Source organism: Kitasatospora sp. NPDC059747 (genome assembly GCF_042732955.1).
In the GTDB taxonomy this organism is placed as follows: Bacteria; Actinomycetota; Actinomycetes; order Streptomycetales; family Streptomycetaceae; genus Kitasatospora.
On record NZ_JBHWGV010000025.1, the window covers coordinates 60,021 to 85,886 of the forward strand.

A 25,866-nucleotide genomic window follows, 5' to 3' on the forward strand; every position below is an offset into this window, starting at 1 on the left:
GTCAGTCCTCGGGGATGACGTGCCCGGCGACGTAGTCGGCGAGGCTGGTGACCGAGCGCAGGTCCTCCTCGGTGATCTGCTCGACGTCGACCTGGATGTCGAGCGACTCCTCCAGTTCGAGGATCAGCTCGATGGTGCCGGCCGAGGTGAGGCCGAGGTCGTCGAAGAGGCAGGCGTTCTCGGGGATCTGCGGCAGCTCGCGCTTGAGGACGCGCGGCAGGAGCTCGCCGATGCCGTGCAGGATCCGCTCGCGCAGCTCGGGGTCAGTGGTCTGGACCACGGGTTCCGACATGGGTGAACCGTCCCGTCGTACGTGGGAAGTGGCTGAAGTGACTGATGAAGACCAGGGGGAACAAAGGCTGACGGACCGTCAGCACTGGACCGTCATCGCGGAGAAGGTGGCTCCGATCCCGGCGGCGGCGATCAGGTAGCGGTCGCCGCGGCGGAGCAGCCCCCGCGTCGTGGCGGTGTGGAGGTTGATCAGGCTGTCCGCAGCGAAACTGTGCCCCACGGACGGCACGTTGTCCAGCACCACCTTCTCCACCGGGAGCCCGATCCGGCGCGCCAGCATCCGCCAGGAGGCCTGGTTGACGTTGTGCGGAAGCACCGCGGTCAGGTCCGAGAGATCCAGACCTGCCTGGTCCAGGGCGGCCTCGATCGCCTCGGTCAGCACGACCGGGTACTCGCGCTGGTAGCGGGCGAGGAGGTCCGGGTCCTCGGCCAGCCGGCCGTCGAACTCGGGGCGCTGGCGCACCGCGAAGGACAGCACGCGGTGCCGCTCGCCGGTCGCGCGGACCAGGCAGGCGGCGGCGCCCTCGGCGAAGACGCCCGTCTCGGGCACCACCTGGGCGTCCCTGGTGAAGGTCTTCTCGCCCGCGACGACGAGGGCCAGCGCCTCCGGGTCCGGGTCGCCGGCCAGCAGGCGGCCGGCCAGGTCGATCGCCAACAGGCCCACCGCGCAGGCGTGGTGGGTCACCGTGAAGGCGCTGGCGTGGGCGAGGCCGCGCCGGGCGATCAGGTCGTGCAGGGGGTTGAGCGGGTAGGGCACCGCCACCGGCATGCTGCGGGCGTAGATCACGAAACGGACGTGCCGTTCGCGTCCGCGCAGCTCCGTGAGGTTGTCGACGGCGGCGTCGAGCAGGTCGGGCAGCGTCCCGTGCGGGTCCAGTCGCAGCTGGTCCAGGCCGTGGAAGCGGCGGAAGAGTTTGAGTTGACGTGGGGTCAGGCCGATGTGCTCGCCCACCGCCTCGATGGGCACGGCGTGTGGGGGGAGGTGAACGGCCACTGCCTCCAGTGCGGTCACGCGGGCTAGTATTCCCACGCCCGGACCGGTCGCACAAGTGATCGCGGGCTCCTTCTCTCCGCATTCTCCTCGCGTTTCTCGCATTCCCTTCGCTTTTCCTCCGCACCGGCCACCGCCGCCGGTCGCGCCCGCCCTTTGCCGTCGAGCAGGTGGAGCCTTCCCGTGAACGATCCCGAACTTCCCGCATACGCGGGGGCCGCATCCGTCCGTCCCGACCTCGTCGCACTGCTGGTCGAGGCCGCCGCCGCACCGCCCGGGTGGGCGTCCCGCGTGACGCCGGACGCCCGGCTCGACGGCGACCTCCTGCTCGACGAGACCGAACTCGCGGCGCTGGCCGAGGGCTTGTGCGAACACTTCGGAGCGAGGGCCGATCTCGCCGCGCTGCGCGCCCGGTTGGACCTCGCCGCGCTGGAGGCGCTCACCGTGGGCGACGTGCAGCGACTGATCTCCGGGGAGGCGGGAGCATGAACCGGTTCCTCTTCGTCATGCCGCCGTTGACCGGGCACGTGAACCCGGCCGCGGGCATCGCCGCCGAGCTCGCGGAGCGCGGCCACCACGTCCTGTGGACCGGTACCGAGACCGTCCTGCGTCCGCTCCTCGGGCCCGGCGCACACGTCCTCGGCACCGGCACCCGGGCGTTCCGCGCGCAGGGCGGGCACGGGCTCGCCGCGCTGCGCTCGCTCTGGGAGGGCTTCATCGTGCCCTACGCGCGGTTCACCGCGAAGCCGCTGGACGCGATCGTGCGCGAGCACCGGCCGGACGTCGTGCTGGTCGACCAGCACACCCCGGCGGGCGCGATCGTCGCACACCGGCACGGGCTGCCCTGGGCGAGCTTCGCACCGGGCGCGATGGAACTCGGCCGACCGTACCGGGCGTTGCCGCAGGTCGAGGCCTGGATGACCGGGCTCCTCCGGGGCCTGTGGGAGCGGGCTGGGCTTCCCGCGGAGGAGTTCACCGACCCGCGCTTCTCCCGCGCACTGGTGCTCGCGACCACCGGCCCGGCCCTCACCGGCGCCGGCGCACACCCACCGGAGTACGCGCTGGTCGGGCCGGTGCACGGCGAGCGGCCGGCCGACCCGTCGTTCCCGTGGGAGCGCCTGCTGCCCGGGCGCCGGCGCGTCCTGGTCACCATGGGCACGCTGGCCGGCGAGCTCGGTGCGGACTTCCACGCCCGGGCCGTCCGGGCGCTGGAGCTGTGCGGGGAGGACGTGCAGCCGGTGTTCGCGGCGCCACGCGAGCTCCTGCCCGAACTCCCGCCGCACGCCGTCGCGGTGGACCGCACGCCGATCCTGGAGATGATGACGCGCGGCACCTTGGACGCGGTGCTCTGCCACGGCGGGATGAACACCGTCGGCGAGGCGCTCGCGCACGGGATTCCGCTGGTCACCGCGCCGATCCGGCACGACCAGCCGTTCGTCGCGGCGCAGGTCGAGGCCGCGGGGGCGGGGCTGCGCGTGCCGTTCGCGCGGGTCTCGCCGGAGGGGCTCGCCCGGGCGGTGCGCGGCGTCCTCGACGACGAGCGGTACCGGGCGGCGGCCGCCCGGGTCGGCGCCGGGCTGCTGGCGGGCGGCGGAGCCCGTACGGCGGCCGACCGGCTGGAGGCGCTGCTCGACGGGCCCGCGGCCGGGTCCCTTTAGCAGACCGGAAGATCGCACGTCCATTGGTCTAGGCCATTGTCTCCGCCCGGCCGACGCCCTAGGGTGGCGCCCGACAGCGGCCCGGCCGCACCTGGACCGGTGTGCCGGCCGCCCATCCCCGCACGGGAGTTCCGGTTGATCGAGACCACGGGACTGCGCAAGTCCTACCGCAAGAAGACCTCCCGCAGGAGCGGTGAGGACACCACCGTCGACGCCGTCCGCGGCATCGACCTCGCCGTCGACGCGGGCGAGATCCACGGCTTCCTCGGCCCCAACGGCGCCGGGAAGACCACCACCCTGCGCATGCTCGCCACCCTGATCCGCCCCGACGGCGGCCGGGCGACCGTGGCCGGCGCCGACCTCTTCGCCGACCCGGCGGAAGTGCGGCGCCGGATCGGCTACGTCGCCCAGGGCGGCGGCACCACCGACGGCGTCAGCGCGCGCGAGGAGCTCGTCCTCCAGGCCCGGATGCACGGCGCCCCCAAGGCGCGTGCCGTCCGGGCCGCCGAGGACGCGCTCAAGGCCTTCGACCTGGGCGAGTTCGGCGACCGCCCGTGCGCGACGTACTCCGGTGGCCAGCGCCGGCGGGTGGACATCGCGCTCGGAGTGATCCACGAACCGCGCGTGCTCTTCCTCGACGAACCCACCGTCGGCCTCGACCCGGCCAGCCGGGCGCACGTGTGGGCGGAGATCAAGCGGCTGCGCTCCGAAGGCATGACCGTCGTGGTCACCACCCACTACCTCGACGAGGCCGACGCGCTGTGCGACAGGGTGGCGATCGTCGACCACGGCCGGGTCGTGGCCGAGGGCACCCCCGAGGCGCTCAAGCGAGAGATCTCCGGGGACGTCGTGCTGGTCGGCCTGGCCGACACCACCGAGGGCGCCGCCGAACGCGCCGCCGAGGTCCTGAGGACCCAACCGTACCTGCACCGACTGGAGTTGCGGGGGGAGGACGGGCTGCGGCTCTACCTCGACGACGGCGCGGCCGCGATCCCCCGACTGCTGCGCGCACTGGACGGCGCGGGCGTCACACCCGGCACCGTCCAGCTCCAACGGCCCAGCCTGGACGACGTGTTCCTGGCCCGCACCGGCCGCTCGCTGGAGCAGACCGCCTGAGCCGCCACCTGGAAGGAGTTCGCGTGAAGCTCGCCCGTGACACCTGGCTGGTCTTCCAGCGGCAATTGCTGCTGATGATCCGCACCCCGGTCTGGATCGCCGTCGGAATCATCCAGCCCCTGTTCTACCTGCTGCTGTTCGCTCCCCTGCTCAAGAAGGTGCTCGCCCCCGAGGGCGCGAGCAGCTACGCCGACGCCTACCAGGTCTACGTGCCGGGCCTGTTGGCGGTGCTGTGCATCTTCGGCGGCCTGTTCACCGGCTTCAGCCTGCTCGGCGAGCTCAAGGCCGGCATCATCGAGCGCTCCCGGGTGACGCCGGTGAGCCGGCTGGCGCTGCTGCTCGGGCGCGCGCTGCGGGAGATGGTGGCGCTACTGGTGCAGGCCGTCCTCATCACGCTGATCGCGCTGCCGTTCGGGCTGCGAGTGAGCCCGCTCAACCTCCTGCTCGCCTACCTGCTGCTCGGCCTGCTGGCACTGATGACCTCGGCGATCTCCTTCGGCATCGCGCTCATGGTACCGACGGACGCGGCGATGGCACCGGTCGTGAACACCATCGCGCAGCCGATCGCGCTCCTGTCGGGCGTGCTGCTGCCGCTCACCCTCGCGCCCGACTGGCTGCGCTCCGCCGCTCACTGGAACCCCTTCTACTGGGCCGTGGAGGGCATGCGGGCGCTGTTCTCGGGGCACGCCGGCGACGCCGTGGTCTGGCAGGGGCTGCTGGTCGTCGTCGTGATGACCGTCCTGTCGGTGTACTGGTCGGCGCGGCTGTTCTCGACCCGCGTGCGCTGACGAGCGGAACGACGAGAAGGGCCCGGCCGGCACAGGCCGGACCCTTCTCGTCGTTCCGCTCAGCAGGACGTGATGAAGGCGGCCAACTTGGCTACTCCCTCGATGATCTGACGCTGCGTCACCGAACTGATGGAGAGCCGCAACAGGCGCTCTCCGCCGCCCCCCGGGTAGAACGGCGCCATCGGCGTCCAGAGCACGCCGTACTCCCGTGCGCACCGCTCCATCGCCGCGTCGTCCGCCGTGAACGGCACGGTGAGGACGGCGAAGAAGCCGCCCTCGGGCCGGTTCCAGGACACCCCCAGGCGGCGGCGCGCGGACGCCGGGAAGTGCCGTTCCAGCTCGCGCAGCAGCGTGTCCATCCCCGCCGCGTAGTGGGCCGTGGCGGCGGCGTTGGCGGCACGCAGGCGGCAGTCGTGGCGCAGCAGCATGCCGCCGATGACGGCCTGGCTGAGGGCCGGGGTGTTGACCGTCGTCATGCTCTTGAGCCGGGCCAGCTCGTCCGCCAGCAGGGTGCGCCGGCCGCCCGGGCCGGTCACCTCCTGGTCGGCGACGACGTAGCCGAGGCGGGCGCCGGGGAAGCAGGTCTTGGCGAAGGAGCCGAGGTAGACGACCCGGCGGTGGCGGTCCAGCGCCTTGAGGGTCGGCCGTTCGCCGCACGCGCGGACGAAGAAGCCGTACGGGTTGTCCTCGATGACGAGCAGGTCCTCGTCCGCCGCGACGGCCAGCAGCCGGGTGCGAGCGTCGACGGGCATGCTGGTGCCGGACGGGTTGGCGAAGTCGGGGACGACGTAGAGCGCGCGCGGGCGCCGGCCCTCGGCGCGGACGGCCCGGGCGGCGGCGCGGACGGCCTCCGGGTCGGGCCCGCCGGCCGGCCCCTCGGGAACGGGGCGGGTGGTGAGGTCGAGCAGCCGGGCGGCGCCGGTGACGCCCACGTAGCAGGGCGAACTGACCAGCAGGACGTCGTCCGGCGTGGCGCACAGCGCGCGCAGGGCGAGCAGCATGCCCTCCTGGGCGCCGACGGTCAGCGCCAGGGCCTCGGGGGCGACGGTGAGGCCCTCGTCGTTGGCGAGGGTGCGGGCGACCAGGTCGGCGATGATGCCCTTGGTGGGGCCGTACTGGAACAGCGCGGTGCGGACGGCGTCCCGGTCCAGGCCGCGGGCGGCCAGGTGCGCGAGGTAGGCGTCCAGGTGGGCCGGGACGTCCTCGGGCTCGAAGAAGCCCTCGTAGGGGCGGCCGGGGGCGAAGGAGACGGCGTCGGGATAGCGGGTGGTGACCTCGTTGAGGAAGGTCATCGCGTCGAGCAGCGGGTCGGAGAGGGAGGCGTGCAGGTCCGCCAGGTCGAGGGTCATCGCAGGGCCTCGCGCAGGCGCTCGGCGGCGTACCGCTGGGCCTCGGCGGCGGCGTCCAGGACGCCCGTCATGGCGAAGAAGCCGTGCGGCACGCCCTCGTACCGCCGTGCGCCGACCGGGACGCCCGCGGCGCGCAGGGCCGCGGCGTACTGCTCGCCCTCGTCGCGCAGCGGGTCGTACTCGGCGGTGATGACGGTCGCGGGCGGCAGGCCGGCCAGGCTCGGGGCGCGCAGCGGGGAGGCGTACGGGTCGGCGCCGTCGGCCGGGTCGGCGAGGTAGTGGCCCCAGTACCAGGCGGCCGAACGGCGGTTGAAGAGCAGCGGGTCGTCGTGCTCGCGCAACGAGGGGGTGTCGGCGGCGTGGTCGGTGTTGGGGTAGACGAGCAGCTGGTGGCGCACGGCCGGGCCGCCCTCGTCGCGCAGCAGGAGGGTGAGCGCGGCGGTGAGGTTGCCGCCCGCGCTGTCGCCGCCGACGGCGAGGCGGGCGGGGTCCAGGCCGAGGCTCTTGGCGTGGGCGGCCAGCCAGTGGACGGCGGCGCGGCAGTCGTGGAGGGCGGCGGGGAAGGGGTGTTCGGGGGCGAGCCGGTAGCCGACGGAGACGGTGGCGCAGCCGACGGCGTTGGTCAGGCGGCGGCAGATCGCGTCGCCGGTGTCGAGCGAGCCGAGGGTCCAGCCGCCGCCGAACAGGTAGAGCAGGACGGGAGGTTCGCCGTCGGCGGCCGGCCGGTGGAGGCGGAGGGCGAGGTCGCCGCCGGGGCCGGGGACGGTGAACTCCTCGACGGAGGCGACCGGTTCGGGTGCGCCCGCCGCCGCGCGGATGTCCGCGAGGTCGGCGGCGCGGGCCTCGGCGAGGGTGAGGGTGTAGAGGGGCGGCGCGCCGGAGGTCGCGCGGCGGGCGCGCAGGGCCTCGGCTTGGGGGTGGAGGGGCATGGGGGGGTGCCTTTCGGGTCGGGTCGGAGAGCCGCGGCGTCAGGGTGCGTGCATCGCAAGGCGGAGGATGGGGGCACCTCCCGGCCGAAGGCTGGGGGAGAGTCCATGCGGAGTATCGGCGACCGACGACAACGCGGCGAGGCGCGTGCCCTGGCGTCGCGGCACCCGGCCTGACCCGAAAGGCACACCCCTACACTCCTGTGGTCAGCGGTCGGCCTCGACGTAGATGGTCTCGTCGGTGCGGAAGGCGGTGTCGAGGTCGGCGACGTCGGCGCGGGCGCCCTCGCGGTAGGCGCAGTGGCGGATCCGCCCGGCCTCGAAGCCGGCCAGGCCGAGCACGTGCCGGAGCTCGTCGAGGTCGTAGATCCACTGGTGGCCGTAGTGCCGGAAGATCTGGTTAACCAGGAAGGCGGGGCGCGCGGGCATCGGCGGGCCGAAGCCGAGGGTGGTCAGGCGGCGGCGGTGCTTGGCGAGGAAGCCGTCGCCGGTGGCGTAGCCGACCAGGTAGCGGGCGAGGTCGGGGGTGGTGATCCGCAGGACGCCGCCGGGGCGCAGGACGCGGCGGGCCTCGCGCAGCCAGCCGGCCGCGACGGGCAGGGTGACGTGCTCGATCAGGTGCTCGGCGTAGACCCAGTCGACGCTGGCGTCGGCGAAGGGCAGCGGCCGGGAGACGTCCAGCTGGGTGAACCAGCGGTCGCCGTCGACGCGGTAGAGCGTGCCGGGCTCGGTGGCGGCGTCGGGACTGCGCAGGGTGGCGAGGTCGGTGCCGAGGCCGTGCGGGTGTGCCGTCCGGAATGCGGCGAACTCGATTCCGGTCAGGCCGAGTTCGCGGAAGCCGGCGTGGTCGCGGGGCAGGCCGCCGGGTGCGGCCTCCAGCTTCGCGCAGGTGGCGACGTCCGCGCTGAAGTCGTCGAGGCGGGCGGTGAGGCCCTCGGGGTCGTCCCAGTCCCAGCCGGGGAAGCGGTCCGCGTTCTTCGTCATGAGGGAGTTCTCCCAGTCGGGGTCGAACGGTCTCGGGGTTGAACCCGGTTCCGATTCGGCATTGTCGATATTCGGACGCCCGGTAATGAACCCCGGCGGGATTCTTGACCGTTGAACATTCACCGGTGTGCCGGCCACGGAGTGACCGCCGAGCGGTCCAGGTCGGCGAGCCGGGGGCGGCCCAGCAGGGCCAGGGTGTGCTCCAGTTCGTCGTGCAGGAGGTCGAGGACGCGGCGCACGCCCGCCTCGCCGCCGGTCGCGAGGCCCCAGAACGCCGGGCGGCCGATGAGCACGACAGCGGCGCCGAGAGCGAGGGCGAGGGCGATGTCCGCGCCGGTGCGGACACCGCCGTCGAGGAGGACGGGCAGCGCGCCCGGCACGGCGTCGGCGACCTCCGGGAGGGCGGCCAACGCGGGCACGGCACCGTCCAGTTGCCGTCCGCCGTGGTTGGACACCACGACGGCGTCGGCGCCGTGCTCGGCGGCGAGCCGGGCGTCCTCGGCGGTGAGGACGCCCTTGAGGACCAGCGGCAGCCGGGTGCGCTCGCGCAGCCAGCCGAGGTCGGCCCAGGTCAGCGAGGGGTCGAACTGCTCGCGCGCGTGGTCGGCGATGCCCGAACTCCCGCTCGCGGCACGGTGGCTGGCCGCCATCAGGGCCGGGTCGAGGTTGACGGCGCGGACGGCGGGCGGGATCGCGAAGCCGTTGCGCAGGTCGCGCAGGCGGCGGCCGATCCTGGGGGCGTCCACGGTGAGCACGAGGGCCGATATTCCTGCCGCCTCGGCCCGTTCGACCAGGGCCGCGAGGGCCGCGCGCTCGCGCAGCCAGTACAGCTGGAGCCAGACCGGGCCGGTGGCGGCGGCCGTGATGTCCTCCAGGGTGCGGCTCGCGAACATGCCGGCCACGAGCAGGGCTCCGGCCGCGCCGGCCGCCCGCGCGGTGGCCGTCTCGCCCTCGGGGTCGACCAGCCGGTGGTAGGCCATCGGGGCGATGCCGACCGGGAGCGCGAGCGGGCTGCCGAGCAGGGTGGTCGCGGGCGAGCAGGCCGAGACGTCGACGAGCGTGCGGGGCCGGAACGCGTAGCGGGAGAACGCCTCCCGGTTCGCCGCCAGGGTGCGTTCCGCGCCACTGCCGCCTTCGATGAAGTCCCAGATCTCGCGGGGGAGATGTGCGCGCGCGGCGCGCTCGATCCCGGCCAGCGTGGTCACTCCCACGGGCAGCTCCAATTCCCGGACGGCCACGCGCGGACCGCTCCCGGTTCGGCAGCGTAGGAGCAACAACCACATTGGTATAGACCTTGATTTGACCAATCGTCTGTGCCAAGGTCTGGCCACGGAATTGACCGTTTTGGTTGTTCACGGCGTCCATGTCAAATCCCCTCACTATGTGGAGCGGTGTTGACCGCCTTTTCAAGCTCTTCACTTCCGCTCGCGGATCGGATGCTCCCCGCGCAGCCGCACGCCGATGCCCCGCCCGACTGGATCGACCGGCTCCTGCTGGCCGGCGACGGGGGCGAGGAGTGCCTGCACTTCGGCGGCCCGATCGACCGGGCCGCCCTGCGCGCCCTCGTCGACGAGCAGACCGCTCGGCTCGCCGCCGCCGGTCTCGGCTCGGGCGGCACGGCGGCCCTGCGGCTGCCGCCCTCGGTGGCGTTCGTCGCCGTGCTGCTGGCAGCATGGCGGCTCGGCGCCCAAGTGGCGTTGCTCGACCACCGGTTGACCGACCACGAGGTCGACGCGGCGGTGGCCCGGCTGGCCCCGCAGGTCCTGGTGGGCTCCGCCCACCGGTCCGCGGCGGCACTGCGCGGGTTCTCCGACGTGGAGCCGGTGGCCGTGCGGCTGCCGGACGGACGGCCGGCCCGGACCGGGCACGCGCTGGTCCAGCTGAGCTCCGGGTCCACCGGCCCGGCCAAGGTGATCGCCCGCACCGCCGCCGACCTGCTGCGCGAACTCGACTGCTACCGCAGGCTGGTGGACTACCCCGGCGAGGGCGAGCGGGTCGTCCTGCTCTCCTCGGTGGTGCACGTGCTCGGCCTCGTCGGCGGACTGCTCAACGCCCTGTTCGCCCGCGCCGCGCTGACCGTGCCGGAGCGGATGACGGCCGCGGGCATCCTCTCGGCCGCCGCCCGCGGCGACCGGCCGGTCACCGTCATCGGCGTCCCGTTCCACGCCGAACTGCTGGCCGGCGCGGTCGCGCCGCCGCCGCTGCCCCGGCTGCGGCGGATGGTGGTGGCCGGCGAGCTGGTCCGTCCGGGCCTGGCCGCGCTGTTCACGGACCGGTACGGCGTCCCGCTCGGCACGATGTACGGGATGACCGAGACCGGGGTGATCGCCACCGACCTCTCGGGCGGGCTGCACCCGGCCAAGCGGCCCGTCCACGGCATGCGGCTGCGGCTCGTCGGGGGCGAGCTGCGGATCGCGGCGGGCACCTCGCCCTACCCGGGGCTGGACGACCCGGCCCGCTGGTCGGACGGCTGGCTGCACACCCGGGACGCCGCCCTGCTCGACCCGGACACCGGCGAGGTCACCGTCCTCGGCCGGCTGGACTCCCAAGTGTCCATCGGCGGCCTCAAGGTGGACCTCACCGAGGTCGAGCAGACGCTCACCGCTCTGCCCGCCGTCCGCGAGGCCGTCGTGGTCTTCGAGGACGGCGCCATCGAGGCGTACCTCGCCCTCGAAGCCGGCGCCGACCCGGCCGCCGTCCAGGACGGGCTCAGCCGCCGCCTGGCCGCCTACAAGCGGCCCCGCCGGCTCGCCCTCCTCCCCCGACTCCCGCGCACCGCGACCGGAAAGCTGCTGCGCGACCCGGCCGCCCTGCGCGACGCCGCCACAGCCACCACCGCCCGCTGACCAGCGCGCCTTCCTCTCCTAGGAGCCCTCCATGCAGGACCGCATCCGCGACTTCGTCCTCTCCGCCCTCGCCCAGATGCAGTACGACGTCTCCGGGGTCACCGGCGACACCGACCTCGGCCCGGCCGGGCTGGACCTCGAATCGCTCGCGCTGGCCGACCTGTCGGTCCAGGTCGAGGACGAGTTCGGGGTCAAGTTCGACCTCGACGAGATGGAGACCACCGCGATGATGACGCTCGACGAGTTCACCGCCGACGTCGTCCGGCGCATCGCGGCCGCCGGGGCCCAGGACCCGGCCGGCGCGGCCGCCGGCAGCGCCGCGTGACGCGCGCCGGCCGGCCGGACCGCGCCGAGGTCGTGGACATGCTGGCGGCGTTCGGGCAGCGCGCCGCCGACACCGTGCCCGACGAGCTCGGATCGCTGGAACTCACCTGGCTGATCGCCGAGTTCGAGCAGCGCTACGGCATCGAGGTCGACCTCGACGACGAGCGCTTCGCCGCCGTGCGGACCGTCGACGACGCCACCGGACTGCTGCGCGAGGCCCTCCTGGCGAGCACCTCCCCCGGAGCCGCGCAGCCATGACCGCCGTCCTCCCGGCCGCCGCCCGTCCGGTGGTCAGCGGCGTCGGCGTGCTCAGCGCGGCCGGGCGCGGCCTCGGCGAACTCACCGAGGCCGCCGCCCACGGCAAGGCCGCCTTCGGCGCCGTCACCCGCTTCGACGTGAGCGCGTGCCGCACCACCCGGGCCGCCCTGCTGCCCGCACCGGTGCCGTTCGCCGACGCGGTGCTGGACGCGGTCGGCCAGGCCTGCCGCCAGGCCGGGCTCGGCGCCGCCGACGGCGCGGCGACGCCCGTCCTGCTCGCACTGCACGGCGACCTGCGCACCCGTGCGACGGCCGACGCCGTCGCGGCCGGACTCGCCAGCGCCTGGGGACTCCACGGCGTCACCCGCGTCTACACGGGTGCCTGCGTGGCGGCGGCGACCGCTGTCGCCGACGCAGCCTCGCTGGTCGCCGCCGGGCGGCACGAGCGGGTGCTGGTGGCCGCCGGGCACCTCGTCGAACCGGGCGTGTTCGCGGTCTTCGACGCGGGCCGCGCCCTCGCCCGCGACGGCGAGCTGCGCCCGTTCAGCACCGGCCGGACCGGCACGCTGCTGGGCGACGCGGCGGCCGCCGTCCTGGTCGAGGCCGCCCCGGCCGCCGAGCGGCGCGGCGCCACCGCGCTCGCCCGGCTGGCCGGCTGGGGCCGCACCGGGGACGCCCACCACGTGTGCCGCCCGGAGCCCGACGGCGCCGGCGTGGCCCGCGCCATCGGGGCCGCGCTCGCCCGCGCGGGCGCCGGGCCGGCCGATGTCGGCTACGTCAACGCCAACGGCACCGGCTCCACACTGGCCGACCGGGCCGAAGCCCTGGCGCTGCACCGCGTGTTCGGCGCGCACACCGCCCGCCTGCCGGTCAGCTCCAGCAAGTCCGTCCACGGCCACGCCCTGGAGGCCTCCGCACTGCTCGAACTCGCCGTCACCATCGGCGCGTTGCTCAGCGGACGGCTCCCGGTGAACGCCGGCTGGCTCGGCCCGGACCCGGACGTCGGCCTCGACCTCGTCCTGGACGGACCGCGCGCCGCCGCACCGCGCTACGCCCTCAGCCTCAACTCCGCCTTCGGGGGCGCCAACACCGCCCTCCTCGTGGCCCGCGCATGAGCGGCGACCGTCAACCGGTCGGTGCGCACGCAGGCTTCGGGCCGACCCCTCCGAACACCCGGCCGGGTCCGGAGCGCCGGGCACCCCGCCCCGGCTCCACCCGCGACGCGCCCGTCGTGCAACCCCACCCGACAAACCCCCGCCCACCCCGGAATCGCCCGGCCGCACACCGCCGGCCGCCCCCGGTTCCCTCCGCCCACACCAGGACCGCCCCGCCCATGCTCCTGCCGCCGCCCCTGCGCATCCTCGCCGAGGCCCACTGGCCCGATCCCGACCGGGCGGACGACCCCTTGCCGCCCCTGCCCGGCTTCGCCGCCTCCACCTTCAACCCGCTCGTCGCCCACACCGCCGAACGCTGCCTGCGCGCCCACCACGGAGACGCACCCGCGCCCGGGCGCACGGCGCTGCTGCTCGCCAGCGCGAGCGGCGACCGCGCCACCGCGCGGGCCATCGACGAGGGCGCCGCACCCGGCCGCCGGACAGCCCCGCTGCTGTTCTTCCAGTCCAACCCCAACGCCGTCCTCGGGCACATCGCCGCCCGCTGGGGCCTGACCGGCCCCGTCGTCGCGATCAGCCCGGCCGAGCCCGCCCCGCCCGGCACCGTCCCCGCGGACGCTCTCGACCTCGCCGCCCTGCTCCTCGCCGACGGCGACGCCGACCGGGTCCTCGTCCTCGCCGCCGAACAGGAGGAGGACGGCGACCGGGCCGTCGCCCTCCTCGTCGAGAGCTGAACCGACCCGCCGCCGGCCGCCGTTGCCGGGCACACCTGCGCCCCCGCCTCCGTCGCCCGGGCCCACACACCCGGGCACAGTCGCCCGAACCCGCACACACACCCGGGTCAGGACACCCGGGACAGCCGCCGTCGCCGCGCGCACGCGCGGCCTGAGCGCCCAGCCCCAAGCCCACCGCCGGGGCCAACCCCGGCACCAAGGGAGGGATCCGCCCCCGTGACCACCCCCCGCACGACCGCACGCACCACGCCTGCCACGACGGGCCGCGTCCGCGGCCTCCTCGCCGACGACCCGGACGTCGGCGCCGGCTCCGTACTGACCAGCCGCCTCGCACTCGGCCTCGGCCTGGACGACCCGCTCCTCACCTTCGACACGCGGGTCGACGAGCACCCCGCCTGGCACGCCCTCAGCCTGCGCGAGCTCGACCGCGCCGTCCGCGCCCGCGCCGCCGCCCTGCACGGCCTCGGCATCGGGCGGCGCGACCCCGTCGTCGTCTACGCGAGCGACGCCGCCGACCACGTGCTCGCCTTCCTCGCGCTGGCCCGCCTCGGCGCGATCCCCGCCCTGCTCAACCCGCACCTGGACGGCGAGCGGGCCGCCCGCTACACCGCGCGCCTCGGCGCCGCCGGCGTCCTCGCCGACCCGGCCCACCTGGCCGCGCTGGCCGGCCACGAGCCCGGCGCCAGGCTGCTCCCGGAGATCGCCACCCTCGGCGCCGGCGACCCGGACGCCGCACCGGAGCCCCACCGGCACTGGTCCGACGACCCGGTCGCGATCACCCACTCCTCGGGCACGACCGGGATGCCGAAGGCCGTCGTCCACTCGCACGCGAGCCTGTACGCGGCGATCCGCCACCGGCTGCGGCTGCCGCGCCCGCAGGGGCAGGACCGGATGCTCAGCGCGCTGCCCGCGCCGCACGCGGCGACCCTGATCGCGGTCAACCTCGCCCTCAGCTCGCATACTCAACTCGCGCTGCTCTCAGGCCAGTCCGGCGCTGGTGTGCTGGACGCGATCGAGCGCTGGCAGCCGTCCGGCGTGGTCGGCTTCGCCGCCACCTGGGCCGACCTCGCCCGCCACGACCTGGCGGCGCGCGACCTCGCGTCCGTCGCCCTGTGGTGGAACACCGGCGACTGCGCCCACGAGACGCACATCCGCCGCCTGATCGCCACCGGCAGCCGGGAGACCGTCACCCGCGCCGGCCGCACCCGCGAACCCGGCTCGCTGTTCGTCGACGGGCTCGGCTCCACCGAGATGGGCCACTCGCACTTCTTCATCACCCACGGGCCCGGCACCGACCGCTACGGGCGCTGCGTCGGGCGCCCGCACGCCTTCGTCGACTGCGCCGTCGTCGGCCCGGACGGCGAACCGCTCGGCCCCGGCGAGATCGGCGAACTCGCCACCGCCTCGCCCACCCTGGCACTCGGCTACTGGAACGACTCGGCGACCACCTTCCGCACCAGGATCCGCGGCCGCTTCCTCACCGGCGACCTCGTGTACCGGGACGAGGAGGGCTACTACTACCACGTCGACCGGGCCGTCGACTCCGTCGAACTCGGCGACGGCTCACGGCTGTTCACCGCGATGTCGGAGGAACGCGTGCTGGCCGCGTGCCCGGACGTGACGGACTGCACGGTCGTCGCCGTCCGGGACGGCGAGCGCGTCGTCACCGACGTGCTGCTCCTCCTCTCCGACGGCGCCGACCCGGCCGCCGACCGGACGAAGGACGTCGTCGCCGCCCTGGACGAGGCCGCCGCGGCGACCGTCCGCCGGGTGCTCGTGGTCCGCGCCGACGACCTCCCGCTCGGCCCGACCGGCAAGGTCCGCAAGGTCCTGCTGCGGGAGCGCCACCTGGCGGAGGTGCGGGCATGAGCGTTGTCGTCACCGGCCTCGGGCTCGTCTCGCCGCTCGGCCGCAAGCCCGCCGACGTCTTCGACGCCCTCGCGGCGGGCCGCTCGGGCCTGAGCGCCGTGCCCGAGGGACATCCCGCCCACGGCTGGCTGCCGGTCGCCGGGATCGCGCCGCCGGTGGACGGCCGCGAGGTGCTGCCGCCCACCGAGACCCGCTGCGTGGACAGATTCGTGCTGCTCGCCCTGGCCGCCGCGGACGACGCGCTCGCCGACGCCGGCCTGGTCGTCGGGCGGGACGTGGACCCGCACCGGACGGCCGTCGTGCTGGCCACCGGCGGGGGCGGGCTCGAAACCTTCGAGCAGCAGTCGCACCGCCGCCTGGAGCGCGGCCGCCCGGGCGTCAGCCCGTACCTGCTGCCGGGAATGCTCTCCAACATGGCGACCGCCCGGATCGCCATCAAGCACGGGATCCGCGGCTACAGCTCGGCCGTCGTGACGGCCTGCGCGGCGGGCGCCCAGGCGGTCGCCGAGGGCCTGCGGCTGATCCGGGCCGGGGACGCGGACGTGGTGGTGTGCGGCGGGACGGAGTCCTCGCTGCACCCGACGATCGCCGCCGCCTTCACCAACGCCCGTGCACTGGCCCAGGGTTGGGACGATCCGGAGGAGGCGAGCCGGCCGTTCGACGCCCGCCGCAACGGCTTCGTGCTCGGCGAGGGCAGCGCCGTCCTCGTCCTGGAGCGCGCCGGGCACGCCGACGCGCGCGGCGCCGCCGGGTACGCGGACGTCCTCGGCTGGGGCGCCTCCACCGACGCCCACCACCCGACCATGCCCCGCCCCGACGGCGCGGGCGCCGCCGACGCGATGCGCGCCGCGCTGGCCAACGCGGGCCTCGCGCCCGGCGACATCGACTACGTGAACGCGCACGGCACCGGCACCAGGCTCGGCGACGCCGCCGAGACCGCCGCACTGCGCACCGTGTTCGGGCCGCAGCCGCCGGCCGTCTCCTCCACCAAGGGAGCGACCGGGCATCTCCTGGGCGCCGCAGGCGCGTTGGAGGCCGCGGTGACCGCGCTCGCGGTGGCACGGGGAACGCTGCCGCCGACCCGCAACCTGGCCGACCCCGACCCGGCCTGCGACCTCGACCACGTCCGGGGCGCGGCCCGGACCGCGCCGGTGCGCGCGGCGCTGAGCAACGCCTTCGCCTTCGGGGGCCACAACCTCAGCCTGATCCTCGGCCCGGCGTCCACCCGGCGCGCCAAGTAGCCCGACGCCACCGGCCGTTACCCGTTCTTCGTCGCTCCCGAGGGGGAGATCCCGTTGTCCATCCAGACCATCACCCATGTCGAGTTCGCGTGCGCGGACGCCGACAAGACGGCCGCCGGGCTGCGCGCCGACTACGGCTTCGCCGCCGACGCCCCGCAGACCTCGCCCGACGGCCTGCGCACCGTCCGCGTCCACCAGGGCGACATCCGCCTGCACCTCGTCTCGGCAGCCCGGCCCGGCCACCCCGTCGCCGAGTTCGTCGCCCGGCACGGGGACGGCGTCGCCGTGCTCGCGCTCGGCTGCGAGGACCCGCAGGCGGCCATGGAGCGCGCCGAGCGGCACGGCGCCCGGGTGCTCGACCGCGACGGCGCACTGGTCGCCGGCTTCGGCGACGTCGCGCTGCGGTTCGTGCCGCCCGGCGCCGGAGCGTCCGCGCCCGGGCTGCTGGACGCCCTCGACCACGTCGCGATCTGCGTCCCCGGCGGCCAACTCGCGGACGCCGTAAGGTTCTGCGAGGCGGCGCTCGGCCTCCACCGGATCTTCGGCGAGTACATCGAGGTGGGCGAGCAGGCCATGGACTCCAGCGTCGTGCAGAGCGCCTCCGGCGAGGTCACCTTCACGCTGATCGAGCCGGACACCGGCCGGCGCCCCGGCCAGATCGACGAGTTCCTCGCCGCCAACGAGGGCGCCGGCGTCCAGCACCTCGCCTTCCGCACCGCCGACATCGCGACCGCCGTCCGCACGATCCGGGCCCGCGGCGTGGAGTTCCTGAGCACCCCTGACGCCTACTTCGACGCCCTCGCCGAGCGGTTCGGCGAGACCGCCATCCCGGTGGGGACGCTGCGCGAACTGCACGTCCTGGTCGACCAGGACCACGGCGGGCAGCTCTTCCAGATCTTCGCCCGCTCCACCCACCCCCGGCGGACGTACTTCCTGGAGCTCATCGAGCGCCAGGGCGCCGGCACCTTCGGCACCGCCAACATCAGGGCCCTGTACGAGGCCGTCGAGCGGCAGAGCTCGGCCGCCGCCCGGTGACCGACCGGCCTCGAAAGGCACGCCCGGCCCACCCTCGAAAGGCACATCAGTGACCACCGCAGAGTTCCACCTCACCGACGCCGAACGAGCGCTGCTGCCCACCCCCGACGACGTCGACCACTACCGGACGTACGGCTGGTACCTGTCCCACAGGCTGTTCAGCGACGCCGAGCTGGACTCCCTCCAGGCCGCCACCGAGCTCTACTACGCGGGCCACCGCGACCGCGAACTCCCCGTCCGTCCGGCCCGGTTGGCCTCCTGGACGCCGGCGGACGGCCCGGTCCAGCGGCACAACGACTACGTCCACTACGAGAGCGACGCGATCGGCGCGGTCCTGCGCAAGCCGCTGGTCGGCGCCGTCGCCGCGCTGCTCGCCGGGGCCGAGGAGATCCGGATCTTCCAGGCCACCCTGATCTACAAGCCGCCGGTGCCCGAGGAGCCCACCAACCGGGTGCCGTGGCACTTCGACAAGCACTACTGGCAGACCTGCACCTCGGAGGAGATGCTCACCGCGTTCATCCCCTTCCACGACTGCGGCGACGAGAACGGCACGATCACCATGATCGACGGCAGTCACCGCTGGCAGGAGCTCGCCTCCGGCGAGGACTCCACCCGGCACTTCGCCGACCGCGACGGCTCCGAGCTGGAGGCCATCCTCGCCGCGAACGCCGCCCACAACGGGCAGCAGGTGCGGAAGGTCCCGATGCCGATCCCGCGCGGCCACATGAGCTTCCACCACTGCCGCACCTACCACGGCAGCGGCCCCAACCTGGCGTCCTTCCCCCGCCGGGCCGTCTCCCTGCACCTCCAGGACGGCGCCAACGCCTACCGCCGCCACGAGCGGCCGGACGGCGGCCCGGTGGTCTACAACCACGACGTGCTGGTCCGCCGCACCGCCGACGGCCGGCCCGACTACGCCGACCCGGACTTCTGCCCGGCGATCTGGCAAGGGGCGCTGTGACGGGCACGGCCGCCGCGACGGCGCCGCTCGACACGCCCGCCGAGCGGTACCGGATGCTGCGGCTGATCCGCGGCTTCGAGGAACTCGCGCTCGCCCTCGTGAGGGCCGGCGCGATCCCCGGCGGCATCCACCCGTACATCGGACAGGAGGCCGTCGCGGTCGGCGTCTGCTCCGCGCTCGGCCCCACCGACCGGCTCACCAGCACCCACCGCGGCCACGGCCACGTGCTCGCCCGGGGCGCCGCGCCGCACCGGCTGCTCGCCGAACTCGCGGGCCGGGTGGACGGGTTGAACGGCGGCCGGGGCGGCTCGATGCACGCCGCCGACCTGTCGCTCGGCATCCTCGGCGCCAACGGCATCGTCGGCGCGGGCGCGCCGATCGCCGTCGGCGCCGCGTGGGCGGCCCGGCAGGCCGGCGGCGGCCGGGTCGCGGTCGCGTTCTTCGGCGACGGCGCGCTCAACCAGGGCGTGGTGCTGGAGTCGTTCAACCTCGCGGCGATGTGGCGGCTGCCGGTGGTCTTCGTGTGCGAGGACAACGGCTACGCGACCACCCTGCCCGCCGCCGCGGCGGTCGCGGGCAGCGCGACCGGCCGGGCGGCCGCCTTCGGCATCCCCGCCGAGGAGGTCGACGGGATGGACACCGAGGCCGTCCGCGCCGCCGCCCGCCGCGCCGTCGACCGGGCGCGCAGCGGCGGCGGCCCGGCCTTCCTGGAGTGCCGCACCTACCGCTTCGAGGGCCACCACACCATGGAACGCCGGATGAAACCGCGCTACCGCACCCCCGAGGAGGTCGACGCCTGGCGCACCCGCGACCCACTGCCCCGGGCCGCCGCCCTGCTCGACCCCGCCGCGGTCGCCACGATCGACACAGAAGTCTCACAACTCCTTTCCAGTGCCGAGGATTTCGCGCTGGCATCCGCACACCCCGACCCGGCCGGCGCCGCCGACCACCTGTACGCCGACGGGCTGCGCCCCAGAGCAGGAGCGGTGATATGACCCGCCTGTCGTACACCAAGGCGCTCAACCGGGCGCTCGCCGACGAGCTCGCCGCGGACCCTGCGGTCTGCGTGTTCGGCGAGGACATCGGCGCCGGCCTGGCCGGCCCCACGCTCGGGCTGCTGGACCGCTTCGGCCCGGAGCGGATCGTCGACACCCCGCTCTCCGAGCAGGCGTTCACCGCGATGGCGATCGGCGCCGCGCTCGCAGGGCGGCGGCCCGTACTGGAGTTCCAGATCCCCTCGCTGCTGTTCCTGGTCTTCGAGCAACTCGTCAACCAGGCCCACAAGTTCTCCCTGATGACCGGCGGCCAGGCGGGCGTGCCGCTGACCTGCGTCGTGCCCGGCTCCGGCTCCCGGGACGGCTGGGCGGGCCAGCACTCCGACCACCCGTACAGCCTCTTCGCGCACGCCGGGGTGAAGACGGTCGTGCCCGCCACCCCGACCGACGCCTACGGGCTGCTGCGCTCGGCCATCCGCGACCCGGACCCGGTCGTCCTGTTCGCACCCGCCGCCGCCCTGCCCGTCCGGGAGACGGTGACGTGGGAGCTCGCGCCGGTCCCGCTCGGCCGGGCCCGGATCCACCGCTCCGGCACCGACGTCACCGTCGTCGCCGTCGGCCACCTCGTCCACGACGCGCTCGCGGTGGCCGAGGAGGTCGCCGAGGAGATCTCCGTCGAGGTCCTCGACCCGCGCACGCTCCATCCGCTCGACTGGCCCGCGCTCGCCGCCTCGCTCGAACGCACCGGCCGGCTGGTCGTGTTCGACGACTCCAACCGCAGCTGCGGCTTCGGCGCCGAGGTGCTCGCCACCGCCGCCGAGGAGCTGCGCCTCACCGCCCCGCCGCGCCGGGTCACCCGCCCGGACGGCGCCGTCCTGCCGTTCGCCCCCGCCCTCGACCGCGCCCTCCAGCCGAGCCGCGACCAGCTGCGCCGCGCGCTGTACGCGGTACTCAAGTAGCCCCTCCCCTCTCCCCCGAAAGGACTCCGCATGTCCACCAACCGCTACCACTGGGACCGTTCGCACCCCGGCCTCACCGGCCTCCAGCAGGCCGTCGACCCGCTGCGCCGCGAGGTGGTCGGCCACACCGTCTACGGCGGGCTGACCGGCCTCGGTCGGGTCCGCACGTTCCTGGAGAGCCACGTCTTCGCCGTCTGGGACTTCATGTCGCTGCTCAAGAGCCTCCAGCGCGACCTGACCTGCGTCGACGTCCCGTGGGTGCCGGCCGGCCCGACCGCGAGCCGACGGCTGATCAACGAGATCGTGTTGGTCGAGGAGAGCGACGAGCTCGGCGAGGGCTACACCAGCCACTTCGAGCTGTACGTCGACGGGATGCGCCGGGCGGGTGCCGACACCGGCCCGGTCGAGGCCTTCCTGGAGCTGCTGGGCGCCGGCACGGCCGTCCCGGAGGCACTGAAGGCGGCCGGGGTGCCGCAGGCCGCCGCCGACTTCACCGGCACCACGTGGTCGATCGTCGAGAACGCGCCCGTGCACTGCCGGGCCGCCGCCTTCGCCTTCGGCCGGGAGGACCTGATCCCGGACATGTTCGCCCAGGTGGTGCGGATCGACGACCCGGACGGTGCGCTCACCGTCTTCAAGGACTACCTCGTGCGGCACATCGAGGTGGACGGCGAGCAGCACACCCCGATGGCCATGCAGATGCTGATCGACCTGTGCGGCGAGGACGACGCGAAGTGGGCGGCGTGCGCCGAGACCGTCCGGCTCGCCCTGCGGGCCAGGGCGCAGCTCTGGACGGCCATCGAGAAGGCTTTCTGACGAAGCTTTCCGACGGATCGTCAGATCACTCGGGGTACGGCCGCGGCCGGCGGGGGCAGTTCGTCGGCCGGGTCGCGGAAGCGGTGCAGCGCCGCCCGGCCCTCGGCCCCGCGCAGGCGGGCGGCGAGCCGGGCGGGCAGCACGACGGTGGCCAGGAGGCCGGTGCCGCGGAAGCCCTCGACCGTCCAGCAGACCCACGGCAGCGGGTAGTTGGCGGCCGGGCTGAAGTACACCGGCCGCTCGCCCTGGAAGCGGACGTCGTACGCGCCGAAGCGGCTCCAGTTGGAGAAGCTGAAGCGGCGGGCCGCCGGGTCGAAGCCGACCGGGACGCAGTCGCCCAGCCGGTCGCGGCCGACGGCCGCCAGGAAGCGCAGGTTGGCCCGCAGGTTGAGGTGCTCGGCCGGGAAGTCGGCCACGGCCGTGCGCAGGGCGGCGGCGAGCGCCGCGGGCCCGTCCTTCGCGGAGTGCGTGAGGTGCAGGTCGCTCAGCAGATTGCCGACGTGAGCGGGCGAGAGGCCGAGCCAGCGGCGGGCGTTGACCGGGACGGTGAGCATTCGTTCGGCTTCGTCGCCGTCCAACTCTCGGACGGTGCACACGACATGGGCGCAGAGGACGTCCCCGGCGGAGAGCCGCCGTCCGGCCGCCGCGCCGAAGTCGGCGCGCATCCGCTCGATCTCGGCGTCTCCGAAGTAGATCTGGACGGTCCGGTTGGCGCGCGGCCCGGCCGCCACCTCGCGGGCCAGGAACGCGGCCTCGGCCGGGTCGGGCAGCCGGAAGCCGGGCCGTCCGCAGTCCTCGGCGGGGAGCACCTCGTCGAGCAGCGCGTCCTGGTCGGCGACGAGTTCGGCCTCCGGCAGCGGCTCGCCCTCGACCGCCGCCGACCATGCGCGCATCAGCAGCATGAAGCTCTGCAGGTCCCCGACGGCGTGGTGCCAGGAGCAGCCGAGCACGGTGCCGCCGTCCGCGGTGCGGGTGACGCGGACGGTGAACAGCGGCCCGCCGCCGGTGCGCGCGGCCGGGGCGTCCACCGGGTCGACCAGTTCGGCGCCGGCGGCGGCGACGCGGCCCATCGTCTCGGCGAGCGTGCCGTCCACGGCGTGCACGTCGAAGGGCACGCCGGCGTCGTCGCAGACGGCCTCCAGGGCGCCGCCGGCGGTGGTGCGCAGCCGCCCGGCGAAGACCGGGACCCGGTCGAGGGCGCGGGCGAGGCCGGCGGCGAGCCGCTCGTCGTCGAGCGGCCGGTCGAAGAAGAGCACGACCGAGACGGCGAGGTCGGCCAGCATGGTGTCCATCAGTCCGCAGCGCAGGACGGTGCCGGGCGCGCGGCCCGCTCGCACGATCCGGGAACGGCGCAACTCCGGCCAGGCGTTCATGCGTTCCGTCCCCGGGTGGTCGGCGGATGGCGTGCGGGCACGCCGAACGATAGTGGCGCGCGGATCCAGTGGTCCAGTCCAATCACCGGGTGAAAACGCGCCCCCGGACACCCCCGGCGATACAATGCCGACCATGGGAGAGCGCCTGGCCGCACCCGTGGCACCGCCCCTGATGGTGGTCACCGACACCGACTCGCAGCTGATCGATCCGGGCCGGTCCTACCACGTCGGCCGCGACCCGACGAGCGAGATCGTCCTGGACGACCCCCGCGTCTCGTGGCACCACGCCGTCCTGCACGCCATCGGCGACCACTGGGAGCTGGAGGACGTCGGCAGCACCAACGGCACCTACGACGACGGGCGCCGGATCAGCGCCGAGGACGTCGGTCCCGGCACCCGGGTGCGCTTCGGCAACCCCGCCGACGGCCCGTCCGCGACCTTCGCCGGCCTCCCCCGGCCCGCGCCCGGCGAACGCCCGTCCCTGGTCGCCCCGCAGTCCTCCGGCACCTTCCGCAGCCCCAGCGCCGTACTGCCGCTGCCCGCCCGGGCCGTGCGGATCGGCCGCTCGCCGGACAACGACCTCGTCCTGGACGACCTCGTGGTCTCCCGCCACCACGCCGAACTGCGCGAACTGCCCGGCGGCGGACACGAGATCGTCGACCTCGACAGCCACAACGGCACCTACCTCAACGGCAGCCCGGTCCGGCGCGCGCCCGTCGGCCCGGCCGACATCATCGGCATCGGCCACTCCGCGCTGTGCCTGTCCGACGGCCACCTCGTCGAGTACACCGACACCGGCGAGATCTCCCTCGACGTGCAGGACCTCGTCGTCCGCGTCGGCCCCGACCACCGGGTGCTGCTCGACCGCGTCGGCTTCCCGCTCCCCGAGAAGGCGCTGCTCGCGGTCGCCGGCCCGAGCGGCGCGGGCAAGTCCACGCTGCTCAACGCCCTCACCGGGCTGCGCCCCGCCGACGAGGGCACCGTCCTGTACGACGGACGCGACCTCTACCGCGACTACGCCGAACTGCGCCGCCGGATCGGCCTCGTGCCGCAGGACGACATCCTGCACACCCAGCTCACCGTGCGCCGCGCCCTGTCCTACGCCGCCGAGCTGCGCTTCCCCGGCGACACCGACCCGCACGAGCGCGAGGCGCGGGTCACCGAGGTGATCCACGAGCTCGGCCTGGACGAGCGGGCCGACCAGGTCATCGCGAGCCTCTCCGGCGGCCAGCGCAAGCGGGTCAGCGTGGCCCTGGAGCTGCTGACCAAGCCCTCCCTGCTCTTCCTCGACGAGCCGACCTCCGGCCTGGACCCGGGCATGGAACGCTCGGTGATGCACATGCTGCGCGGGCTGGCCGACGACGGCCGCACGGTGGTCGTGGTGACGCACAGCGTGCTGAGCCTGAGCGTGTGCGACCGCCTGCTGGTGCTCGCCCCCGGCGGCCGGACGGCCTACTACGGGCCGCCGCAGGAGGCGCTGGCGTTCTTCGGCTTCGACGAGTGGCCGGAGGCGTTCGAGGCGTTCGAGAGCGACGACCGGGGCGTCTGGCAGCAGCGCTTCCGCGCCTCGCCGCAGTACCACCGGTACATCGCCGCCGAGGCCGCCGCGGCCGTCCCCAGGGGACCCGCCGCCCCGGCTTCTCCCGCCATCGGCCGGGAGAAGCCCCAGGGCTGGTTCGCCCAGCTCGGCACCCTCGTGCGCCGCTACACGGCGGTGCTCGCCGCCGACCGGCTCTTCCTCACCATCATGGTCGTGCTGCCCTTCGTCATCGGCGGCATGTGCCGGGCGATCGCGGGCACCCGGATCTCCCAGGAGAACGCGATCAACTGCCTGATCACGCTCTGCCTCGGCGCCCTGCTGACCGGGTCCGCGAACTCGGTGCGCGAGCTGGTCAAGGAGCGCGCGATCTACCGGCGGGAACGCGTGGTCGGACTGTCCCGGTCGGCGTACGTGGTCTCGAAGGTCGTGGTCCTCGGCGCGGTCACGGTCGGTCAGGCCGCGCTGCTGACCGTGGTCGGCATCGCCGGGGTGAGGATCGAGCCCGAGCTGCCGCCGGGCGCACCGCCCGCGGTGACCACCGGCGTCGTGATGCCGCAACTGCCCGAACTGATCGTCGCGGTGGCCGTGCTCGCGTTCTCCGCGATGATGCTCGGGCTGCTGGTCTCGGCGCTGGTGGCCCAGGAGGAGGCCACCATGCCGCTGCTCGTGCTCGTCTCGGTGGTCCAGATCGTCTTCACCGGCCTGATGCTCAAGCTGCACGGCGTGCCCGGCCTGGAACAGGCGTCCTGGCTCGTGCCGTCCCGGTGGGGCCTGTCCGCCATGGCCCGCACCGTCGACCTGCGCAACCTGTCCTTCCCGACCGTCCTCACCGCCGACCCGCTCTTCCGCCACGAGCGCCGCGGCTGGCTCCTCGGCATGGCCGCGCTGGCCGCGCTCTCGGTGACGTACGGCCTGCTCGTCCTGGCCCTGCTGCGCCGCCACGAGCCCGCCGTCATGCGGAAGTAGCTGGCGCCGCCGCGCCGGGAAGCCCCGGCCCGCCGCCGGTAGAGTGGGAACCGACCTGTGGTGCGAGTGCCGCACGCAGCCCCCGCCCCGGGGCCCGACCCCCGGGCGCCGGCCCGCGCGGCGGAGGAAATGTGCCGCGCATGGACGAGTTCGCGTTCCGCCCCACCCACATCGCCCCGCCCGGCGGGATGGCCACCTGGGCGGCCCCCGACCCGGCCCGGCCGTCGGCCCGGCTGGACGAGCTGCTCCCCGTGCGGCTCGTCGCCCGGCAGGGCGACTGGGCCCGCGTGCTGTGCTCCAACGGCTGGACCGCCTGGGTCGACGCCCGCCTGCTGATCACCCTCCCGGACGCCCCGCCGGTCGCCGGCGGGGCGCCCGCCCGCACCGCCGACCCGCGCCCGGCCCTCGCCGACGCGGCGGCCGCCCTGGAGCGCCACCGGGCGCTGCTGGAGCGGCTGGCGGCCGGCGCCCTGGACCTGGAGTCCTTCCGGGAGCAGACGCGCGGCCTGCGCGTCGGCCTGGTCGTCGACGGCGAGGCGCTGTGGGTGTTCGACCCGGTGCACGACCGCTGGTGCTACTGCGACGGGCTCCAGCTCCAGACGTACGCGGCCACCGACCGGGTCGAGCCGGAGCCCGCCTCCCCCGCCCCCGCAGAACCCGCCTCCCCTGCCCCCGCGGAGCCCGACGACTACGCCCGCACCCGGGCGGCCGAACCGTGATCCCGTCCGGACCGG

25 protein-coding genes are annotated in these 25,866 nt (G+C 74.8%); 18 read left to right on the top strand and 7 right to left on the bottom strand.

The annotated features are described in order from the left end of the window. Nucleotide 1: 1 nt before the first annotated feature. The gene (locus ACFV4G_RS13890) at nt 2–292 is read right to left on the bottom strand and encodes a phosphopantetheine-binding protein (RefSeq protein WP_380439845.1); all 291 of its coding nucleotides are present in this window, start codon (nt 290–292) and stop codon (nt 2–4) included. A gap of 78 nt (nt 293–370) precedes the next feature. Then, nucleotides 371–1,303, bottom strand: coding sequence for a 3-oxoacyl-[acyl-carrier-protein] synthase III C-terminal domain-containing protein (locus ACFV4G_RS13895; RefSeq protein WP_380439847.1), 933 nt, complete (start codon nt 1,301–1,303; stop codon nt 371–373). A gap of 162 nt (nt 1,304–1,465) precedes the next feature. Here ACFV4G_RS13895 and ACFV4G_RS13900 point away from each other — a divergent pair, with 162 nt between their 5' ends. The 4 genes from ACFV4G_RS13900 (at nt 1,466) to ACFV4G_RS13915 (ending at nt 4,844) form a co-directional block, all read left to right on the top strand. Next, nucleotides 1,466–1,771, top strand: coding sequence for a hypothetical protein (locus ACFV4G_RS13900; protein ID WP_380439849.1), 306 nt, complete (start codon nt 1,466–1,468; stop codon nt 1,769–1,771). Next, nucleotides 1,768–2,940 (top strand): glycosyltransferase, encoded by a 1,173-nt coding sequence (locus ACFV4G_RS13905; protein ID WP_380439851.1) that lies wholly within the window; start codon nt 1,768–1,770, stop codon nt 2,938–2,940. Before ACFV4G_RS13900 ends, ACFV4G_RS13905 begins: the two co-directional genes overlap by 4 nt. 135 nt (nt 2,941–3,075) lie before the next feature. Continuing rightward, nucleotides 3,076–4,056: an ATP-binding cassette domain-containing protein gene (locus ACFV4G_RS13910; RefSeq protein WP_380439853.1), complete on the top strand. Its 981-nt coding sequence runs from the start codon at nt 3,076–3,078 to the stop codon at nt 4,054–4,056. Between the two features lie 23 nt (nt 4,057–4,079). After that, on the top strand, nt 4,080–4,844 hold the full coding sequence (locus ACFV4G_RS13915) for an ABC transporter permease (protein WP_380439855.1): 765 nt from the start codon (nt 4,080–4,082) through the stop codon (nt 4,842–4,844). 59 nt (nt 4,845–4,903) lie between these two features. On the opposite strand, the gene ACFV4G_RS13920 is transcribed toward ACFV4G_RS13915, so the two are convergent. The 4 genes from ACFV4G_RS13920 to ACFV4G_RS13935 all read right to left on the bottom strand — a co-directional run bounded on the left by ACFV4G_RS13920 (nt 4,904) and on the right by ACFV4G_RS13935 (nt 9,314). Beyond that, on the bottom strand, nt 4,904–6,193 hold the full coding sequence (locus ACFV4G_RS13920; RefSeq protein ID WP_380439857.1) for a PLP-dependent aminotransferase family protein: 1,290 nt from the start codon (nt 6,191–6,193) through the stop codon (nt 4,904–4,906). Next, entirely contained in the window at nt 6,190–7,122 is a 933-nt protein-coding gene (locus ACFV4G_RS13925; protein ID WP_380439859.1) for an alpha/beta hydrolase, read from the bottom strand. Before ACFV4G_RS13925 ends, ACFV4G_RS13920 begins: the two co-directional genes overlap by 4 nt. Before the next feature lie 204 nt (nt 7,123–7,326). Next, nucleotides 7,327–8,103: a class I SAM-dependent methyltransferase gene (locus tag ACFV4G_RS13930; RefSeq protein ID WP_380439861.1), complete on the bottom strand. Its 777-nt coding sequence runs from the start codon at nt 8,101–8,103 to the stop codon at nt 7,327–7,329. Between the two features lie 119 nt (nt 8,104–8,222). Then, nucleotides 8,223–9,314, bottom strand: a complete 1,092-nt coding sequence (locus ACFV4G_RS13935) for an alpha-hydroxy acid oxidase (RefSeq protein ID WP_380439862.1) — start codon at nt 9,312–9,314, stop codon at nt 8,223–8,225. A 225-nt stretch (nt 9,315–9,539) separates the two neighbouring features. Here ACFV4G_RS13935 and ACFV4G_RS13940 point away from each other — a divergent pair, with 225 nt between their 5' ends. The 12 genes from ACFV4G_RS13940 to ACFV4G_RS13995 all read left to right on the top strand — a co-directional run bounded on the left by ACFV4G_RS13940 (nt 9,540) and on the right by ACFV4G_RS13995 (nt 21,253). Beyond that, entirely contained in the window at nt 9,540–10,949 is a 1,410-nt protein-coding gene (locus tag ACFV4G_RS13940; RefSeq protein WP_380439864.1) for a class I adenylate-forming enzyme family protein, read from the top strand. Nucleotides 10,950–10,980: 31 nt separating this feature from the next. Continuing rightward, nucleotides 10,981–11,274, top strand: coding sequence for a phosphopantetheine-binding protein (locus ACFV4G_RS13945; protein ID WP_380439866.1), 294 nt, complete (start codon nt 10,981–10,983; stop codon nt 11,272–11,274). Further along, a complete protein-coding gene (locus ACFV4G_RS13950; protein WP_380439868.1) occupies nt 11,271–11,531 on the top strand; it encodes an acyl carrier protein in 261 nt (86 codons plus the stop codon). Before ACFV4G_RS13945 ends, ACFV4G_RS13950 begins: the two co-directional genes overlap by 4 nt. Continuing rightward, nucleotides 11,528–12,646 (top strand): beta-ketoacyl synthase N-terminal-like domain-containing protein, encoded by a 1,119-nt coding sequence (locus ACFV4G_RS13955; RefSeq protein WP_380439870.1) that lies wholly within the window; start codon nt 11,528–11,530, stop codon nt 12,644–12,646. Before ACFV4G_RS13950 ends, ACFV4G_RS13955 begins: the two co-directional genes overlap by 4 nt. Before the next feature lie 218 nt (nt 12,647–12,864). Continuing rightward, nucleotides 12,865–13,377, top strand: a complete 513-nt coding sequence (locus tag ACFV4G_RS13960; RefSeq protein WP_380439872.1) for a hypothetical protein — start codon at nt 12,865–12,867, stop codon at nt 13,375–13,377. A gap of 216 nt (nt 13,378–13,593) precedes the next feature. Further along, a complete protein-coding gene (locus ACFV4G_RS13965) occupies nt 13,594–15,246 on the top strand; it encodes a class I adenylate-forming enzyme family protein (protein ID WP_380439874.1) in 1,653 nt (550 codons plus the stop codon). After that, complete coding sequence (locus ACFV4G_RS13970; protein WP_380439876.1) at nt 15,243–16,487, top strand: beta-ketoacyl-[acyl-carrier-protein] synthase family protein; 1,245 nt, start codon at nt 15,243–15,245, stop codon at nt 16,485–16,487. Before ACFV4G_RS13965 ends, ACFV4G_RS13970 begins: the two co-directional genes overlap by 4 nt. A 54-nt stretch (nt 16,488–16,541) precedes the next feature. Then, complete coding sequence (gene hppD, locus ACFV4G_RS13975; protein WP_380439878.1) at nt 16,542–17,522, top strand: 4-hydroxyphenylpyruvate dioxygenase; 981 nt, start codon at nt 16,542–16,544, stop codon at nt 17,520–17,522. 49 nt (nt 17,523–17,571) lie between these two features. Next, entirely contained in the window at nt 17,572–18,483 is a 912-nt protein-coding gene (locus tag ACFV4G_RS13980; protein WP_380439880.1) for a phytanoyl-CoA dioxygenase family protein, read from the top strand. Further along, entirely contained in the window at nt 18,480–19,478 is a 999-nt protein-coding gene (locus ACFV4G_RS13985) for a thiamine pyrophosphate-dependent dehydrogenase E1 component subunit alpha (RefSeq protein WP_380439882.1), read from the top strand. The genes ACFV4G_RS13980 and ACFV4G_RS13985 overlap by 4 nt, the downstream gene beginning before the upstream one ends. Further along, nucleotides 19,475–20,437 carry an alpha-ketoacid dehydrogenase subunit beta gene (locus tag ACFV4G_RS13990; protein WP_380439884.1) on the top strand — a complete coding sequence of 321 codons (963 nt, stop codon included), beginning with the start codon at nt 19,475–19,477 and terminating at the stop codon, nt 20,435–20,437. The genes ACFV4G_RS13985 and ACFV4G_RS13990 overlap by 4 nt, the downstream gene beginning before the upstream one ends. Before the next feature lie 30 nt (nt 20,438–20,467). Next, nucleotides 20,468–21,253, top strand: coding sequence for a DUF3050 domain-containing protein (locus ACFV4G_RS13995; protein ID WP_380439886.1), 786 nt, complete (start codon nt 20,468–20,470; stop codon nt 21,251–21,253). Between the two features lie 20 nt (nt 21,254–21,273). On the opposite strand, the gene ACFV4G_RS14000 is transcribed toward ACFV4G_RS13995, so the two are convergent. After that, nucleotides 21,274–22,626, bottom strand: a complete 1,353-nt coding sequence (locus tag ACFV4G_RS14000) for an acyltransferase (RefSeq protein WP_380439888.1) — start codon at nt 22,624–22,626, stop codon at nt 21,274–21,276. A gap of 133 nt (nt 22,627–22,759) precedes the next feature. Here ACFV4G_RS14000 and ACFV4G_RS14005 point away from each other — a divergent pair, with 133 nt between their 5' ends. Both ACFV4G_RS14005 and ACFV4G_RS14010 read left to right on the top strand, forming a co-directional pair. After that, a complete protein-coding gene (locus ACFV4G_RS14005) occupies nt 22,760–25,132 on the top strand; it encodes an FHA domain-containing protein (RefSeq protein ID WP_380439890.1) in 2,373 nt (790 codons plus the stop codon). Nucleotides 25,133–25,272: 140 nt separating this feature from the next. After that, nucleotides 25,273–25,851: a hypothetical protein gene (locus tag ACFV4G_RS14010; protein ID WP_380439892.1), complete on the top strand. Its 579-nt coding sequence runs from the start codon at nt 25,273–25,275 to the stop codon at nt 25,849–25,851. The last annotated feature ends 15 nt before the right edge of the window (nt 25,852–25,866 follow it).

What these genes read in the sequence shown, in the direction of transcription:
- ACFV4G_RS13890 (WP_380439845.1), bottom strand. Translation starts at nt 292, where the DNA reads ATGTCGGAACCCGTGGTCCAGACCACTGACCCCGAGCTGCGCGAGCGG.
- ACFV4G_RS13905 (WP_380439851.1), top strand. Translation starts at nt 1,768, where the DNA reads ATGAACCGGTTCCTCTTCGTCATGCCGCCGTTGACCGGGCACGTGAAC.
- ACFV4G_RS13920 (WP_380439857.1), bottom strand. Translation starts at nt 6,193, where the DNA reads ATGACCCTCGACCTGGCGGACCTGCACGCCTCCCTCTCCGACCCGCTG.
- ACFV4G_RS13925 (WP_380439859.1), bottom strand. Translation starts at nt 7,122, where the DNA reads ATGCCCCTCCACCCCCAAGCCGAGGCCCTGCGCGCCCGCCGCGCGACC.
- ACFV4G_RS13930 (WP_380439861.1), bottom strand. Translation starts at nt 8,103, where the DNA reads ATGACGAAGAACGCGGACCGCTTCCCCGGCTGGGACTGGGACGACCCC.
- ACFV4G_RS13940 (WP_380439864.1), top strand. Translation starts at nt 9,540, where the DNA reads ATGCTCCCCGCGCAGCCGCACGCCGATGCCCCGCCCGACTGGATCGAC.
- ACFV4G_RS13945 (WP_380439866.1), top strand. Translation starts at nt 10,981, where the DNA reads ATGCAGGACCGCATCCGCGACTTCGTCCTCTCCGCCCTCGCCCAGATG.
- ACFV4G_RS13955 (WP_380439870.1), top strand. Translation starts at nt 11,528, where the DNA reads ATGACCGCCGTCCTCCCGGCCGCCGCCCGTCCGGTGGTCAGCGGCGTC.
- ACFV4G_RS13960 (WP_380439872.1), top strand. Translation starts at nt 12,865, where the DNA reads ATGCTCCTGCCGCCGCCCCTGCGCATCCTCGCCGAGGCCCACTGGCCC.
- ACFV4G_RS13970 (WP_380439876.1), top strand. Translation starts at nt 15,243, where the DNA reads ATGAGCGTTGTCGTCACCGGCCTCGGGCTCGTCTCGCCGCTCGGCCGC.
- ACFV4G_RS13990 (WP_380439884.1), top strand. Translation starts at nt 19,475, where the DNA reads ATGACCCGCCTGTCGTACACCAAGGCGCTCAACCGGGCGCTCGCCGAC.
- ACFV4G_RS13995 (WP_380439886.1), top strand. Translation starts at nt 20,468, where the DNA reads ATGTCCACCAACCGCTACCACTGGGACCGTTCGCACCCCGGCCTCACC.
- ACFV4G_RS14000 (WP_380439888.1), bottom strand. Translation starts at nt 22,626, where the DNA reads ATGAACGCCTGGCCGGAGTTGCGCCGTTCCCGGATCGTGCGAGCGGGC.
- ACFV4G_RS14005 (WP_380439890.1), top strand. Translation starts at nt 22,760, where the DNA reads ATGGGAGAGCGCCTGGCCGCACCCGTGGCACCGCCCCTGATGGTGGTC.
- ACFV4G_RS14010 (WP_380439892.1), top strand. Translation starts at nt 25,273, where the DNA reads ATGGACGAGTTCGCGTTCCGCCCCACCCACATCGCCCCGCCCGGCGGG.